The following is a 15,108-nucleotide window of genomic DNA, read 5'->3' as shown; positions in this document are numbered from 1 at the left end:
CTGCTCTTCTTCATGAATGAGCCGCTTGATGTGGAGCTTACGAGGAGGGAAAAGGGTGCTCAGTCATATTTTCTCGTCTGCGCTGCTGGCCATGGCATTAAGCCTGGACGGATTCGGTGCGGGGGTTACATACGGTCTGCGCAAAACAAGGATACCGCTGCTGTCTGTATTGATCATCTCGCTATGTTCCGGCTTGGTGCTTGGCGCCTCCATGCAGGCGGGCGCGCTGTTACAGCGGTTCTTATCCCCATCCGTGGCGTCTGTGATCGGAGCCGCCATTTTGATTCTGCTGGGCTTATGGTCTCTATATCAGCAAGTTCGCAGAAAAAACGAGTCAGATGTGCAGCCGGTTTCCAGTAAGGATATTTCGAAGTCTCTTATGGAAACGAAGGCATCTGACCATCAAGTGAAATCAAGACGTGAGGTTAACACGGCAGGTCAAGTGCATCTTCAGCGGGCGGTATTCTCTCTTGAGATTCCGAAGGCCGGGGTTGTCATTCAAATTCTCCGCAGTCCCTCGAAGGCGGATCTGGACGACTCCGGCAGCATCTCCCCGTGGGAGGCGATGTGGCTCGGGATCGCGTTATCGCTCGATGCGTTCGGCGCAGGGCTTGGCGCCGCCATGCTGGGCTTCTCACCGTTAGGTACCGCGGCTGTTGTTTCCTTGTTTAGCGGGATATTCCTGGTGCTGGGCATGAGGGTTGGTTTACGTTTTGCATCCAAGGGCGGCATGCGTTTTATCTCTTATTTGCCTGCTTTTTTGTTAATCGTCATGGGTATAATGAAGCTGTTATGAGGTGAAGTCATGAATATCGGTTTAACCGGAGGAATTGCAACTGGCAAGAGCACCGTGTCCTCCATGTTGGCCATGAAGGGAGCACTTCTCGTCGATGCGGATCTCATCGCCCGGGAAGTCATGCTCCCGGGTCATCCGGTGCTGGGTAAAGTGACCGAACATTTTGGACAAGCGATCCTGTTTGAGGACGGTACGCTGAATCGAAAAAAACTCGGGGAAGTGATCTTCCATCATCCCGAGCAGAGAACGGTATTGAATGAGATCACGCATCCGGCGATCCGGCAGGAAATCCGGGAACGGACGGAAGCGTATGAGCGGCAGTATCCCGACCGGCTGGTGGTAGCGGATATTCCGCTGCTGCTTGAGGCCAAGGAGCATTATTCTTATCTTGACCAGATCGCTGTTGTTTATGTACCGCGAGAGCTGCAGCTTGAGCGTCTGATGGTACGCGATGATCTTAACAGGGAAGCGGCAGAAGCGCGTTTAAACAGTCAGATGGATATCGAGGAGAAGAAGCGTCTGGCGGATATCCTCATCGATAACAGCGGAACATTGGCCGAAACACAGCAGCAGGTGGACAACCTGTGGGGCAGGTTGGTTAGTCTATGAAGTGGCTCCGTAAAAAAAGAGTGCTGCTTCTGCTGTTTGTCTCTTTTGTAGCGCTTCTGTATCTGAGCTCGAACTGGATGACCTTGCTGTATCCGATTCATTATAAAGATGAAATACGGAAGCATGCCGCATACTATGAGGTCGATCCGTTCCTGGTGGCATCCATCATTCGTGTGGAAACGAACTTCAAGCCGGGTAAGGAGTCCAAGAAAGGCGCCCTGGGCATTATGCAGCTGATGCCGGATACGGCGAATTGGGCGATGGAAATGGCCAAGCTGCCATCGGTAAACCTGCTGAACGTAAAGAATGAAGTGGATGCGAATATCCAGCTGGGCACCTGGTATATTCAGAACCTGCACAAGGAAATGGACGGCAACCCGATTGCCGCCATCGCCGCCTATAATGCAGGCCCCGGGAACGTCAAGAATTGGATCAACAAGGGCATGTGGGATGGAACCTACGAGAATGTGAAGAGTATTCCCATCGGGGAAACCCGCCACTATGTACAGCGCGTGATTTATTATTATAATCAATATACGGATGTGTATAAGGACGGCTTTTAACGAAAAAAGAGCGCTGGACAGGCTCTTACATCGAGCCGTCCAACACTCCTTTTTTAAGGAAGAATCAATTATTGACCGGAGAATTGACCAGCCAATTGTTGCTCGGCCAGGGTTACAAGACGCTTTGTGATGTATCCCCCGATCGAACCGTTCTCGTAGGAAGTCATGTTACCTTGGTATCCGTCTTGTGGAATGGAGATACCAAGTTCTTGAGCTACCTCGTACTTCAATTGCTCAAGAGCAGCGTTTGCGCGAGGAACAACCAGGTTGTTGGAGTTGTTGTTGCTTTGTGCCATGTTAAGTTCACCTCCTTGGGTTGGTAAAAGTATTATGTCTCGGGTTTCGCATTTTCATAACATAAAAGAAAAAAGTTTTGCTGGTAAATTTTTCATTAGGGCCATTAAGGCTAAAATACGCTGAAAACAAAGGAAGTGAAGATAACTTTATGAAGTGTCCATATTGCAGTTATGCCGGAACGAAAGTGCTGGATTCCAGGCCTGCCAACGAGAATAAATCCATCCGCCGCCGCAGGGAATGCGAGCAGTGCAGCAAGAGATTCACAACCTTTGAGATGGTGGAGGAAACGCCGCTGATTGTTGTGAAGAAGGATGGAAGCCGAGAAGAATTCAGCCGGGAGAAGGTACTCCGCGGTTTGATCCGGGCATGCGAGAAGCGTCCGGTATCCGTGGATCAGCTGGATATGATCGTATCGGATGTCGAGAAGGCACTGCGCAATACCGCAGCAGCAGAGGTGGAGAGCCGCCAGATCGGGGAGCTTCTGATGGAACGGCTGTATCCGGTCGATGAGGTAGCGTACGTCCGGTTTGCGTCCGTGTATCGGCAGTTCAAGGATATCAATATGTTTATGAAGGAACTGAAAAGCCTACTGTCCAAGGATACGGACGGTCAGGAGCTGTAAGAGCACCAGGGTTCTGCGTGATCCAGGTGCTCTTCCGGTGCTCTCAAGGAGCCCATCCTCATCATCGATAAGTGACATTATATAGAGAAGTAAAAGGGATACAGCACGTCATCAAAAAATGTGAAAAACCTGTTGACATGCCTGCTGATTTTTTATATGATATAGAAGTCGCTTACGGGGCCTTAGCTCAGCTGGGAGAGCGCATCGCTGGCAGCGATGAGGTCAGGGGTTCGATCCCCCTAGGCTCCATAATAAGAAAACCCTTGATATTCAAGGGTTTTTTGCTTTTTTAATACGTATTTAGTACTGTCCATAAATGGTCTTGGGGACGAATTGGGGACGAATATTGAACATAATGAAAATGGGCAATCATTTTATGTCATGAGCACCTACAGCGTCGGGGTTCGAGGCGCTGTTTTTTTGACTCGTTCAAACGGACTGATCTGGGGTTCAGTAAGGCTGCACCGTTCGAAAGTTGTATCGTAACAGAAAAATTAAATTGTTATTCCGATTTCTAATGTGTTTTCATGCCAGTTCGTTTTACTTATGATTTAACAGCAGTTTCAACGGTCAGTAGCGATTTCCCCGGTTACAGGCGAGAAGCCTGTTCTTGAGGTCTAAAGTATCAGAAACTTTATCCGGGGAGAATTTGCCTGGAAAAAAAAGAAAAAGCGTCCCACAAGTCTTTTGAGTCTGCCCCCATAGCGTGAGACAAATTAAAAACACCTTCAAGAGAATGCAACCATGTCGTAAGATATGGAGACAACCTTGGAGGTGTTTTTCGTTGGCAGCAAGAGTCAGCTGTCCGGTAGAAATGAAGAAGAAAGCCATTGAAATGAAGTTGGATGGCATTCCAGTGAAAAAAAGTCATGAACCAACTGAACATACGTAATAAGACACAAGTGGAGAGCTGGATGAGATGGTTTTGTAGTGGCAAATGGAACCGTCTGGAGCAGCCTGTCGGTAAAACAATACAGCTAAGGTAAAGTGCCTGAATATACATTAAAGCTCGAGAAGGTACAGGGGTGGAAAATCAGTTGAACGAGCTGTTGGAAGACACGGAAATCTATGTAGTCGATGAACATACGTTGTTGGCGTTGCAGGATGTCCGAAGATTCAAAGTATTTGAACACATGGAATAAATGGATGAACGATAAGCGCCCCCGGCGTCTGGAAACAGATCCGGGGGCGCTTTTTTTACAAATATCGACATGATCCACCTCGTAATTTGTCGAGCGATAGAGCCATTATTCCTATTCAGCTGCCTATATAGTATACCGATATTTATAAGATGTCCCAGGTAGTGGAAGGGGGTACGGAAAATTCCTGCGGCTGATTCATGATATTGCTAGAGGAGGCAGAGAACGTGAAGTCTAAGAGAAACCGAATGATTCCATGGCTGTTGGTATTTGCATTATGTCTTAACGGATGGAATCCGTCCATATCAATAGCTGAGGGAGTTCAGCAACCTAACGAAGAAGAGATGGTACCGGAAGTAGTGGCGCCGCCCAGTGTTACGGATGCTGTATATCATAATTCAAATGTAGAATTGCTTGCAGAAAAAAGAGAGGTAACTTTATACCCAGGCGAATCTTACAGATTTTATAATACGTCCACCTTAACCAAGTCCATTACAAATAATGGGTCAACTTCAAAGGGAATTGTGTTTGACTATGTAACTTTTAATGCAGATGGCAGAATTACGGGTGAGGATATGAATCACGGCGGGAATGTTTCTCAGACAAAGGGAGCTACCACCATCATTACGGTCTCGGGGATGTTCCCAGTTACGTTCTCCATTTTTCCTGAAGTGACGTATTCCTTATCCTCGACACCAGCACTCCATCGTATTACACTTCATCAGGGAGAAAGCTATATTTTTACGAATGAGGGGAATCAGTCCCTTAATCTGCAAAGCGATGCTTCCAGCAGCCAGGAGAAGCGTTACGATTATGCTGAATATACTCCGGACGGCACACTAGACAGCTCTGATTTTAACAGTGTCTCAAAGCCGGCGGTAGGCGAAGGGAATGAAATCATTATTACCGGGGCTACGATCAACCCGGTTACCGTGGGGTTTCCATACGATATGTTTAACGGGGAGTACAGTGCGGAACCGGCGTATACGAGGATCATAATGAATCAAGGACAAAGCTATCAATTTACGAATGTGAGCACGAAGACGGATACGCTGGAAAGTGACGGCAAGTCCAGTGATCGTTTCGATTATGTGGTTTATTTACCGGATGGAACTGAGTACTCAAGAGGAACGAATACGTCAAATAAACCTAGTGTTGCAGCAGGACGTACCGCAGTACTTACGATGGTTACGGCGACACCTGTTACATTCGGCGTCCCATACCGAACGTTTGATGTACGGCCCACAGGAGGAAGTGCCATTAGCCGGATAACCGTTTATCCGGGAGATACGTATGTTTTTTATAATAATGGATCGCTTACGAATCCCATCCGGAATGATGCAAGTAACGTCGGCGGCTTATTTGATTATGTCATTTATAATCCCGACGATACCATATACAGAAGTGGATTTAATCAAAAAGGGAGCCCGAGCATTCCTTCATTGGGATACGCGATTGTCTCGAACATCGGAAATACACCCATCGTGTTTGATTATACCGATGATTTTGCGGTTGAAGGAAGTGCGGAGCCTGCATTTGAAAGGGTGACTCTATATCGAGGGGAGAGTTACGAGTTTACGAATATTAGTAGCAGTCTCGAATATTTGGACAGCGACGCTTCCTCTTCGTCCGGTCGGTTATTTGATTATGTTACTTATTACGAAGATGGGACTGAACGTTCGCGAGGACTAGCGACAAGCGTTGAACCCAAAGTGTATCCAAATAACAAGGCAGTTGTAACCGCAGTGTCGGATAACCCGGTGACTTTTGGTGCCATCTATACCGTGTTCCAAGGCGGTGGTAGGCCTAACGAGGCGATCAGTCAGATTACCCTCAATCCCGGGGAGTCCTATATATTCCGTAACCATGGGACATTGTCTAATCCCATTATGAATAATGCCAGTAAAGTAAACGGGATATTTGATTACGTCATGTATAAAGCGGATGGCAGTCGATCTTCGGACGCCTTTAACCGGAGCTCCAGTCCCCAGGTACCGAAACAAGGTTATGCTACCGTCACTGTAGCCGGTACCCAGCCTATCGTATTTGATTATACGGACGATTTTACGGTGGAGCCAAGTACAGAGCCTGCTTATCTGCGCGTAACCTTGTCCAAGGGAGAAAGCTTCTCATTCACCAATGTCAGCACGGAAAGCGAGTATTTGGACAGTACAGCTTCCTTGGCGGGTGGTCGTACCTTTGACTACATCATCTATGATGCAACGGGAGCAGAACAGTCACGAAGAACGGGGGTAACGGTGGAGCCTAAGGTGCCTCCAGGCTATAAAGCAGTCGTAACGACGGCTTCAGACGAACCTGTCAGTTTCGGTGGTCTATACCGTGTATTCCGCGGACAAGATGATCCGGGCGAGGTAGTCGAGCATCTCACAATCTATCCAAATGAATCCTATGTTCTTTATAACAATGGACCTGATGTTGAGCTTCGCCACAATGCGGATACCGTGGGCGGTTCTATGGATTATGCCCTGTATCGTTCTAATGGAACGCTTCTCTCGGACGGATTTAACATTTCCTCGAAACTTGAAGTCACGTCTCAGTCTTATATCGTGATCACGAATCCTTCTTCTGTTCCGATTCTTTATGAGTACTCAGGCGATGTTACCGTTGAAGCAAGCACAGAACCCGCATTCCACAGAGCTACACTGAATCAGAGACAGAGCTATCAATTTACGAATATCAGTACGATCGACAAGGCAATCGTGAGTAAGGCTGTAAATGGTGGCCGTACGTTCGATTATGTTCTCTATGATGGATCCGGCGAGGAAATCGATCGTCGAACAGGTACCAGCATTGAGCCTGTCGTTGCGCCTGGAAATAAGGTGATCGTGACCGTTTCTTCGGACAGTCAAGTTTTGTTTGGGGCCGTATATCGACTATTCCAGGCAGAACCTGCTAAGGAGCCGGTGGGAGAAAAGATAACCGTAAGACAGCATGAGAGCGTTATCTTTACCAACACGGGAACAACCAGTCAACGGATGAAGTCGAACGCTCTTGAAGGAAAGAGCTTTTACGATTATGTAGTATACAGCCCGGGGAATAAACCGGAACAAGCTCAAATCAATTCCGTTGATCAGGAGATTATCATTCCTGGGGGCGGTGTGGTTGTGGTAACTGTAACCTCAGCGGAGTCCATTATCTATGAGTATTCGATACCAGTTACTGCAGAGGCCAGCGATGAGAAGGCGTTACTTAAGAAGGAACTTGCTGCTGGAGAGCTGGGAAGCTTTACGAATACGGGCCAATTTGAGGCGAAGCTGCTGACGGATGCATCTGTTGTCTCAGACCGGTATTATGATTATCGGCTGCTGGACGCGAGCGGAAACGTTCTGAGGGAGGCAACCGGAACGGATGAGGAACAAGTCGTGCCTAATGGTGCAAGTCTGGAAGTGACCGTGTCTTCACCTCAAGGCGTACTTTTTGCAGGACCATCCAGAAGCTTTATTTTTACTGAAATGACGGACAAGTTCATCGACCTGGTGGAACGGAGAGCAGAGGACATCGATCTAAAAGAGAAGCAAGAGAACTACTATCGATTTAAACCGGAGGCGGATGGATTATACCGATTTGTTGTCAAGGAGAGCAAGAATTTCGAGAAGGAGCCTCAAGTGACATTGTACGCTGATGCTGGACTGACTGATGAACTGGCTACGACTGTTGATCAGGTGAGAGAGCATGGTTGGGATTACACCGTCTTGGAATGGGAGCTCAAAGCGGGCCAGGTTTACTATTTAAAGCTAATAGAGAAAGATGGAACCGCTCTTGAAGGGGTGATCAATTCTGCTCTAATGATTCTAGCCGCGGAAAACAAGTATCACTATGGCTCAAATAACCGTCTTTCTAAAGTGATTCTCCGTACGGGAGATGAGATTCTATATGAATACGACAACAATGGCAATGTAACGAAGCGAAGCAAAAAGGTATTTCCATTCTAATGCGAGATCAGATGCGATAGAGGTGACGATGTGTTCAAAAGAGGATTTATAACTGTTTTATGTATAAGTTTACTATTGGGAAATATGGGCTCTCTGGTATATGGAGACAGCGGCAAGGTAACAGCCAATTCAAGAGAGATTTCTTCATCTGCGATTACGATTCCGATGTTGGCTCAGCAGTATGGTGTAGACACCGCTTGGGTTCAAGAAAAGATCGCGGATGGATATACCTTGTATCAGATATACTCATCTCTGGGCGGCAAGAAGAGCTCAAAAGCAGCCGATACCGTTCTGGCCAATATACAGGTACCGGATGTTGTGCAATATGATGAGAAGGCTGTGGTGTCATCATTAAAAAGCTTGGCTGAAGATTCAAACGGCGTGGACGAGGCGGCTCTTGAGCAGGTACGAATCCATGACGACTCGTCGGCCTACTTCAACAGCTACGGTCAAGATTCGGTCTCTATGGCTACCGGTGATTTAAATTATGCGAGCGTGGATTTGGAGCTTCCGGGTATGATCCCGTTTTCATTAACACGGGTATACGACAGCTCGAAGGCGAACGAAGAGATCGGAATCCGACAGGATGAGGTAACTGGACAGGCCGTGAATGACACTAGCATGCGAAGAGAAGAGTCATCTTACGGCATTGGTCGGGGCTGGAGATGGGATCTCCCCCATATTGAAGAGCATGGTGGTAAACGTTATTTGTATTTTCCTGGAGCCGGCTCCTACGCCTTGTCTGATTCATTAGACATTGTAGGGTATAACTGGAATGACATGGCTCTGAGAACGGATCAAAGCGTAACCGTAAATGGACAACCAAGTGAATACAAACTGACAGTTCTCAATGATTATGTTTACTACTTTGATGCTCAAGGTTATCTGCTACAAATCAAAGACCACTATAACAACACGGTGAGCTTTTTATACGATCAGCTGCCTGAGGGGCTTGTATTAAAGCAGATTTCGAATAGTGAAGGAAATACTCTCCAATTCAGCCATCATACATTGAGTCTTTCTGTGGTTTTGGAGGGAACGGACCAAAGCGTGGAATATCGCAAGGTTCAGAAGGAAGGCTACACGCTTCTGGCAGAGGTTATTGACTCCATGTCGCGAAGTACGACTTATGTGTACAACCATCCGGTGTCGAGTTTTAATTTCCTATCCGGGCTGGTGGGCCAGTCAGAACAGCATGAAGCTGACGGGACGGTTCTGTTGACTCGTATCGTATACCCAACATCCCGGATCACCGATATTCAATATGAAGCCTCATTGAAACAGATCGGAGATTTTGCCACCAGGCATGTGTTTAAGGTCAGCTCCCGCAAGGATACATTCAGTTCGACATCGGGTGAAAAAATACTGGGTTCCCGCAGCTTTGAGTATACGGGTGAAGACCTGAATCGTTACGGACGAGATGTGAACTGGACCACGACCGTAAGCAGCAGTAAATGGGCCGAAACGTACAAGCTGAGCAGTACCTTTGAAGGAAGCTCCAGTCCGGCGCTTCACTACTTGCAGGATTATCGCCAATCGGGAGATTCGGTTAGTTATATCGAAGAGTATACCTACGATGAGACGAACAAACGAAATGCACCGCAGCAGATCCAAGAACGATATATTCAAAATGGTGCAGCTTCCGAGCCTGTTTCCACGTCGTATACCTATGATGAATATGGTCTAATCACATCGGAGAGATCAAGCACCGGCCAGGAAACAAGCTATGAATACCAGCATATGACGGGTACAGCAGAGTGGAAGAAACCTTCCAAGGTAACCGTCAAAATGAACGACACGCAGTCTCAGATTACACATCTGGAATATGACGTGCAGGGCAGTGTAACGAAAGAGGTCGTGTCGCAAGGAATGGGCGGAACACCGCTTGCTCAATCCGAGTATGAGTACGACACTTATGGAAACCGGACAAAAACCAAAGTCAGGGACGATTCACGATTTATTGAACAGACGTATAAATACGAGTCCGAGTATGGACGTCATCTGCTGACAAACCAAAGCATGGTCGTGAAGGACGCTGCCTCACAGTCATCCGTAATTACGACGGACTATTCATATTGGCCGACAGGACAGCTCAAAAGCCAGAGAGATAGCGACGGAAACGTGCAAACGTACACTTATGATAAATGGGGTAGAATCACCCAGCTTGAATACAGTGACGGCACGCTTTCGACCATTCGTTTCGATGACGCATTGAATCGCGTCACTCAGACAGCACCGGACGGCGTGATTACGACAGAGCAGTATGATCCGTTTGGGCTGCTGGTGCAGGAAAAAACGCATGATGCGTTATACGAGTATGAATATGATGATGAAGGCAACATGACGGAAGTGACCGATGCCGAAGGCAACACAACGAGCCTGACGTATGATGCTTTTGGAAGAAACACGAAAACGGTATACGCTGATGGAACCAGCAGCAGCACGGATTATCAGGTCGTGGAACGGACAACCACGTATAGCGACGCTGCTGGAAACAAACAGCGTGAAACCTATGATGTACTGGGAAGAACAATATCAACGCAAGAGTGGAAAAATGGAGGGTTTACGCCGCTTCAGCATCTGGAATACGATCTGCTCGGTCAGGTGACGGCATCCATTGACGGCAAACAGCAGCGCACCGAGTATACGTACGACGTGCTGGGCCGCTTGACCTCGGTGAAGGATCCGAAGGGAGAGGTTACCCGCTATATTTATAGTCTGGCTGGTGATCTGGTTCAGGTTGTGCTGCCCGACCAACAGAAAGTAACGAAGACGTATGACGAGATGGGCCGCCTGATCAGCCAGACTGATATGGCCAATCAAACCACGGTCTACCAGTACGACAACCGAAGCAACGTAACGCAAGTGGTGGACCGTAAGAACCAAATCTATAACTTTGGTTATGACTCCGAGAATCAGCTTATTTCAAAGAGCGGACCGGATTTCTCGGTGAATTACACCTATGATGATGCAGGCCGCCGGACCAGTATGACCGATCCAACAGGTAAGACGACGTATTCTTACAATCCTGAGGATGGGACGCTGAAGGAACTGGAGTTTCCGGACGGAACCAGGGTATCGTATGAATATAATACGCAGTCGAAAATAGGATATATCCTGACGGACGCTGCCGGAGCATCCATTCGCATATCTTCTAAGCTTGATGAAATGAATCGGGTCTCGGCGATGGATATCAGCACAGGAAGCAGTGGCCCTTCCTTGATGTCAGCTTCTCCGCTGGATCGAATGACCTTTGAATATGGGGCTAACAGTTTGCTGGAGCGCCGAAGCTTTGATAGTGGGCTCAGTACCGGTTTTAGCTATGACGGATATGACTTGTCAGGCGTAACCGTTCAGCAGGGAAGCACATCCGTGCACGAATTCGGATATAGCTATGACCCGAACAAAAATATCATCTCCCGCACGGAGAACGGAACGTCAGGACAATTCACCTACGATCCGCTGAACCGGATTCAGACGGAAACATCAGGTGACAAGAATTTAAGTTATACGTATGACGCTAACGGGAACCGGCTGGAGCAGGGAAGCGGCAAGATTTTCGGCCTGAAGGAAGCAGATTATACGTTCGACAGCCAGAACCGTTTAACGCAGGTCGCAGGAGAAGGCAAGGAAGTCAGCTACACTTACAACGGCGACGGATTGCTGTATGAACGTAAGGAAGGCACGGATACGACGCGTTATTACTTTGACGAGGAAGCTAAACTGATTGCAGAAGCGGAAGTCACCGGAAGCCATGTTACCCTTACCTATGCCTATGTCTACGACTTGTACGGTCAGTTAACCGCAAGGCAAGATAGAGCAACTGGCAAACTGCAGTACTACGAATTCAACGGTCACGGCGATGTTGTCGGTCTGGTGGATGAGCAGGGTAAGCAGCTAAACAGTTACTCCTATGATATTTGGGGTGGCCCAGTTGAAACCAAGGAAACCGTTCCGAACGTGATGCGCTACGCCGGCGAGTATTGGGATGATACGACGGGCCTGCAGTACCTGCGTGCCCGCTGGTACGATCCGGGAACGGCACGGTTTATGGGCGAGGATACGTATGAAGGGACTTTGACGAATCCACTGAGCCAAAATCTATATACGTATGTGCATAATAATCCGTTGAGGTATATTGACCCGAGTGGGCATTTTGCATTTGAAACCTCGGATAAAGTAGAACTGAAAAATTTACTCGATGAAGCCAAGGAAAAATCGAAATCCAACAGAAAAAACAAATACTATAAGATATACAAGGATTTCATACGGGATCGGTACGACTTTGTATCTATCATGGGAGAAAACCGTTATAATTACTTATTCGACTTGTTAACGGGAACAAGCCCTTACACTAATAATGCAGGCATTTCGTCTTGGGCAAGAGCTCAGTTATTAGATGAGTACCAGGTTTCAAAAGAGGCGGAATATATTGCGTTGCTTGCTATGGGATTTTTACCTGCTAACGGTGCCGGTAACAAGAGTACTAAGGCTTGGGTTCGGATGACTACAAAACAATCTACTGATGCGGCTAAGAAATTAGGTTATGAACCGACGAACTACACTGCTAAAAATGGTGAAAGGATATACTATAATAAGAAAACTAAAACCTATATCAGTCAGGATATTGGCAGTGGTGATGGTAGTGGTCCTCATAATGGGGGGGTATGGAAAATGGCAAAATCACCTGAGGCATTGAATAAGAAGGATACACGGATGGGCACGTATGATGGAAACTTGGAAAGAATAGGTGATTAAAATGAATAAGTATCGTATTTCAAAGTACAACCCTATTTTTAGGGGAAGTACTGGCAGATATTCGAAAGAAGATTGGACGGCGATAAGCGATATAGGAAAAACCTTTGATGGCCAGTTACTTACGGTTGAACTTTACAAGTCAGTTGAAGATAACTATGTAAATACCGTAAGAACAATTATGAATTATTTGAATGTATCTCATCTTACAGTAAGTAATATTAGAAAAGGTTCGAATGAAGAAGAATTCGAAAAAGTTGTTACGAAATATCAACCGCTATATAACAATAACGAGATAAGAGATGCATATTACAATCTTGTTGACAACACGAAACTATCTGCTCAAGAAATTGGACCTGTGGTGAGACTGTTGCTGAGGGAAGATATCGGAGCTGATGTGTATTGCGAGAATGTGATGAGAGTTTTTATTGGATACGATTATCTAATGGGAATTCATACAGCCCAACCCATCGAATCAATAGTTCTCGATATTGAAAGAATGGGAGTGTTTGTCGAAAAAGTGTAATAATAAAGCATTATTATTGACCTTGGGGGAACAATTCCTTCAAGGTCTTTCTTTACTTCACCACCCAGTGCCGAATGAATCGGTCGATGCATCTCGAAAGAACTTAACCCTCATCAAGGATTTCATACGGGATCGGTACGACTTTGTATCTATCATGGGAGAAAACCGTTATAATTACTTATTCGACTTGTTAACGGGAACAAGCCCTTACACTAATAATGCAGGCATTTCGTCTTGGGCAAGAGCTCAGTTATTAGATGAGTACCAGGTTTCAAAAGAGGCAGAATATATTGCGTTGCTTGCTATGGGATTTTTACCTGCTAACGGTGCCGGTAACAAGAGTACTAAGAACACCAAAGTTTTATGGGACATTAAAACAGGTGCTGACAAAAAAATTACTTATAAATTTAAAGGAGATACCGTTACTGCTTATCGTGACCCTAAAACTGGGTTATGGTGGGCGAAGGATACAACCGGACATGCAGATTCTGCCTACAAAGTATTTAAGGAAGCGAAAGGCGGTAAGGAACTTCATTGGGTTGCTGATTCAGACAAATATGGTAATTTTATTGATGGCAAACACAAGAGTTCTACTGGTACAGTAATAAAAATTAAGTAGATTTGAGGTATGAGATATGTCTATATCAAAAACAGAGGCAATAAAGCTGTTCGAATTAGGATTTCAGAGGCCGTTATATGCAGATAAGGTATATCCACAGGACATTTTTGAATATCAAGATTCCGTTTGGGTTGTAGGAGGAAGGGTTCTACCATCAACGGGATTTCTCTGCGATGAAGAGATTTATAAAAAGGGAGTATGGATACCGAGTATTCTCGATTTAATGTCCTGGCTAGAGGACAATGATTGCAAATTCAATCTATCTTATATTGGAACAGGTTATAAACTAATCGTTAGTGATAACAATGAAATAGAGTACTCCTCTAAAGGAGCAACTCCGGAATTTGCCTTTTATAACGTTATCATTAAGATTCTCAAGAAGTATGGAGGGAATCCTGTAAATAAAGAATATGAAGTAATTGAAGCCGAATTTATTGATAGAAAGGATTTATAAGCAATCTAACTAAAGACCTTGAAGGTATCTACCTTCAAGGTCTTATTTGTATCCCACGTACCCAGCTAATCTTCTAGCCAGTGAGAGTCCGGTCGCGGAAGGAGCCAAGCTTCAAGTACAAAGGGCGCGTCCTCCATAAACCGTAGTAGTGTGAGACAATAGCCATAAAGTGGTTCTCCAAAAAGAAGCAAATAATACCTTGCTTTTTATGATAGGAGGTGGGAGAAAAATGCGTAGTATTCATGACAATGAAATTGTTTCCTATGAAGTTGATTTTCAAAAATCTAGAATTACATTGCACACTTTAGGTGGTAATGGAGATTCAGTTACCACTACTATCGAGTTCATTGATGTCCTGGCGCATATGTTTGAAACACAGCTACAGGGAAGTATTATTCTTGATATTAGCAAATACGATGTAAGCCGATTTCTCAAACATAATAAAGAATTGTTAAAGAAACAGAAGAATTACGGATGGCCGATGCATTATGAAAAGATTGAAGATTTGTTTGAACATTTACAAAATGAAAAGTATAACTATTATGTAATTTCAGCTTCATATGGTCTTAATGGATGGGTAATTGCTAAAAAATATAATATTTATAATTGAATAGTAATTTTAAACTTGGCCTTGGGGCGGCAATCCTCAAGGTCTTTCTTTTACCCCTACCTAGTGCCGAATCCATTGGATTGGGTGGCATGACTTCAAGGAAACTAACGCTCATTATCCGTATAATACCCCCTGAAATGCCTGCCTCGTCTTTTTAATTCTGAT

General features: G+C 45.8%; 11 protein-coding genes and 1 tRNA gene. 11 read left to right on the top strand and 1 reads right to left on the bottom strand.

What is annotated here, in order from left to right:
• Positions 1–55 precede the first annotated feature (55 nt).
• From BJP58_RS12440 to BJP58_RS12430, 3 genes are read left to right on the top strand one after another with little or no spacing between them, the layout of a single operon-like run.
• The gene (locus BJP58_RS12440) at positions 56–796 is read left to right on the top strand and encodes an MntP/YtaF family protein (protein WP_194544183.1); all 741 of its coding nucleotides are present in this window, start codon (positions 56–58) and stop codon (positions 794–796) included.
• Positions 797–805: 9 nt separating this feature from the next.
• Positions 806–1,405 carry a dephospho-CoA kinase gene (coaE, locus tag BJP58_RS12435; RefSeq protein ID WP_194544182.1) on the top strand — a complete coding sequence of 200 codons (600 nt, stop codon included), beginning with the start codon at positions 806–808 and terminating at the stop codon, positions 1,403–1,405.
• The gene (locus BJP58_RS12430) at positions 1,402–1,968 is read left to right on the top strand and encodes a lytic transglycosylase domain-containing protein (RefSeq protein WP_071218087.1); all 567 of its coding nucleotides are present in this window, start codon (positions 1,402–1,404) and stop codon (positions 1,966–1,968) included. The genes coaE and BJP58_RS12430 overlap by 4 nt, the downstream gene beginning before the upstream one ends.
• A gap of 68 nt (positions 1,969–2,036) precedes the next feature.
• Here BJP58_RS12430 and BJP58_RS12425 read toward each other — a convergent pair whose 3' ends face one another.
• Positions 2,037–2,264, bottom strand: coding sequence for an alpha/beta-type small acid-soluble spore protein (locus BJP58_RS12425; RefSeq protein ID WP_053492022.1), 228 nt, complete (start codon positions 2,262–2,264; stop codon positions 2,037–2,039).
• 149 nt (positions 2,265–2,413) lie between these two features.
• Between BJP58_RS12425 and nrdR the strand changes: the two genes are divergently transcribed.
• The 8 genes from nrdR (at position 2,414) to BJP58_RS12385 (ending at position 14,943) form a co-directional block, all read left to right on the top strand.
• A complete protein-coding gene (nrdR, locus tag BJP58_RS12420) occupies positions 2,414–2,887 on the top strand; it encodes a transcriptional regulator NrdR (protein ID WP_071218088.1) in 474 nt (157 codons plus the stop codon).
• Between the two features lie 176 nt (positions 2,888–3,063).
• Positions 3,064–3,136 (top strand) — tRNA-Ala (locus BJP58_RS12415).
• Positions 3,137–4,253: 1,117 nt separating this feature from the next.
• On the top strand, positions 4,254–7,979 hold the full coding sequence (locus BJP58_RS12410) for a hypothetical protein (protein WP_194544181.1): 3,726 nt from the start codon (positions 4,254–4,256) through the stop codon (positions 7,977–7,979).
• A gap of 84 nt (positions 7,980–8,063) precedes the next feature.
• Complete coding sequence (locus BJP58_RS12405) at positions 8,064–12,737, top strand: toxin C-terminal domain-containing protein (protein ID WP_233355136.1); 4,674 nt, start codon at positions 8,064–8,066, stop codon at positions 12,735–12,737.
• 1 nt (position 12,738) lies between these two features.
• Entirely contained in the window at positions 12,739–13,260 is a 522-nt protein-coding gene (locus tag BJP58_RS12400; RefSeq protein ID WP_194544179.1) for a hypothetical protein, read from the top strand.
• 154 nt (positions 13,261–13,414) lie between these two features.
• A complete protein-coding gene (locus tag BJP58_RS12395; protein ID WP_194544178.1) occupies positions 13,415–13,879 on the top strand; it encodes a hypothetical protein in 465 nt (154 codons plus the stop codon).
• 16 nt (positions 13,880–13,895) lie between these two features.
• Complete coding sequence (locus tag BJP58_RS12390) at positions 13,896–14,333, top strand: hypothetical protein (protein ID WP_194544177.1); 438 nt, start codon at positions 13,896–13,898, stop codon at positions 14,331–14,333.
• Between the two features lie 229 nt (positions 14,334–14,562).
• Positions 14,563–14,943, top strand: coding sequence for a hypothetical protein (locus BJP58_RS12385; RefSeq protein ID WP_194544176.1), 381 nt, complete (start codon positions 14,563–14,565; stop codon positions 14,941–14,943).
• Positions 14,944–15,108 lie beyond the last annotated feature (165 nt).

Source organism: Paenibacillus sp. JZ16 (genome assembly GCF_015326965.1).
Taxonomy (GTDB): Bacteria; Bacillota; Bacilli; order Paenibacillales; family Paenibacillaceae; genus Paenibacillus_AQ.
This window is presented reverse-complemented; position numbering and strand designations above follow the sequence as displayed.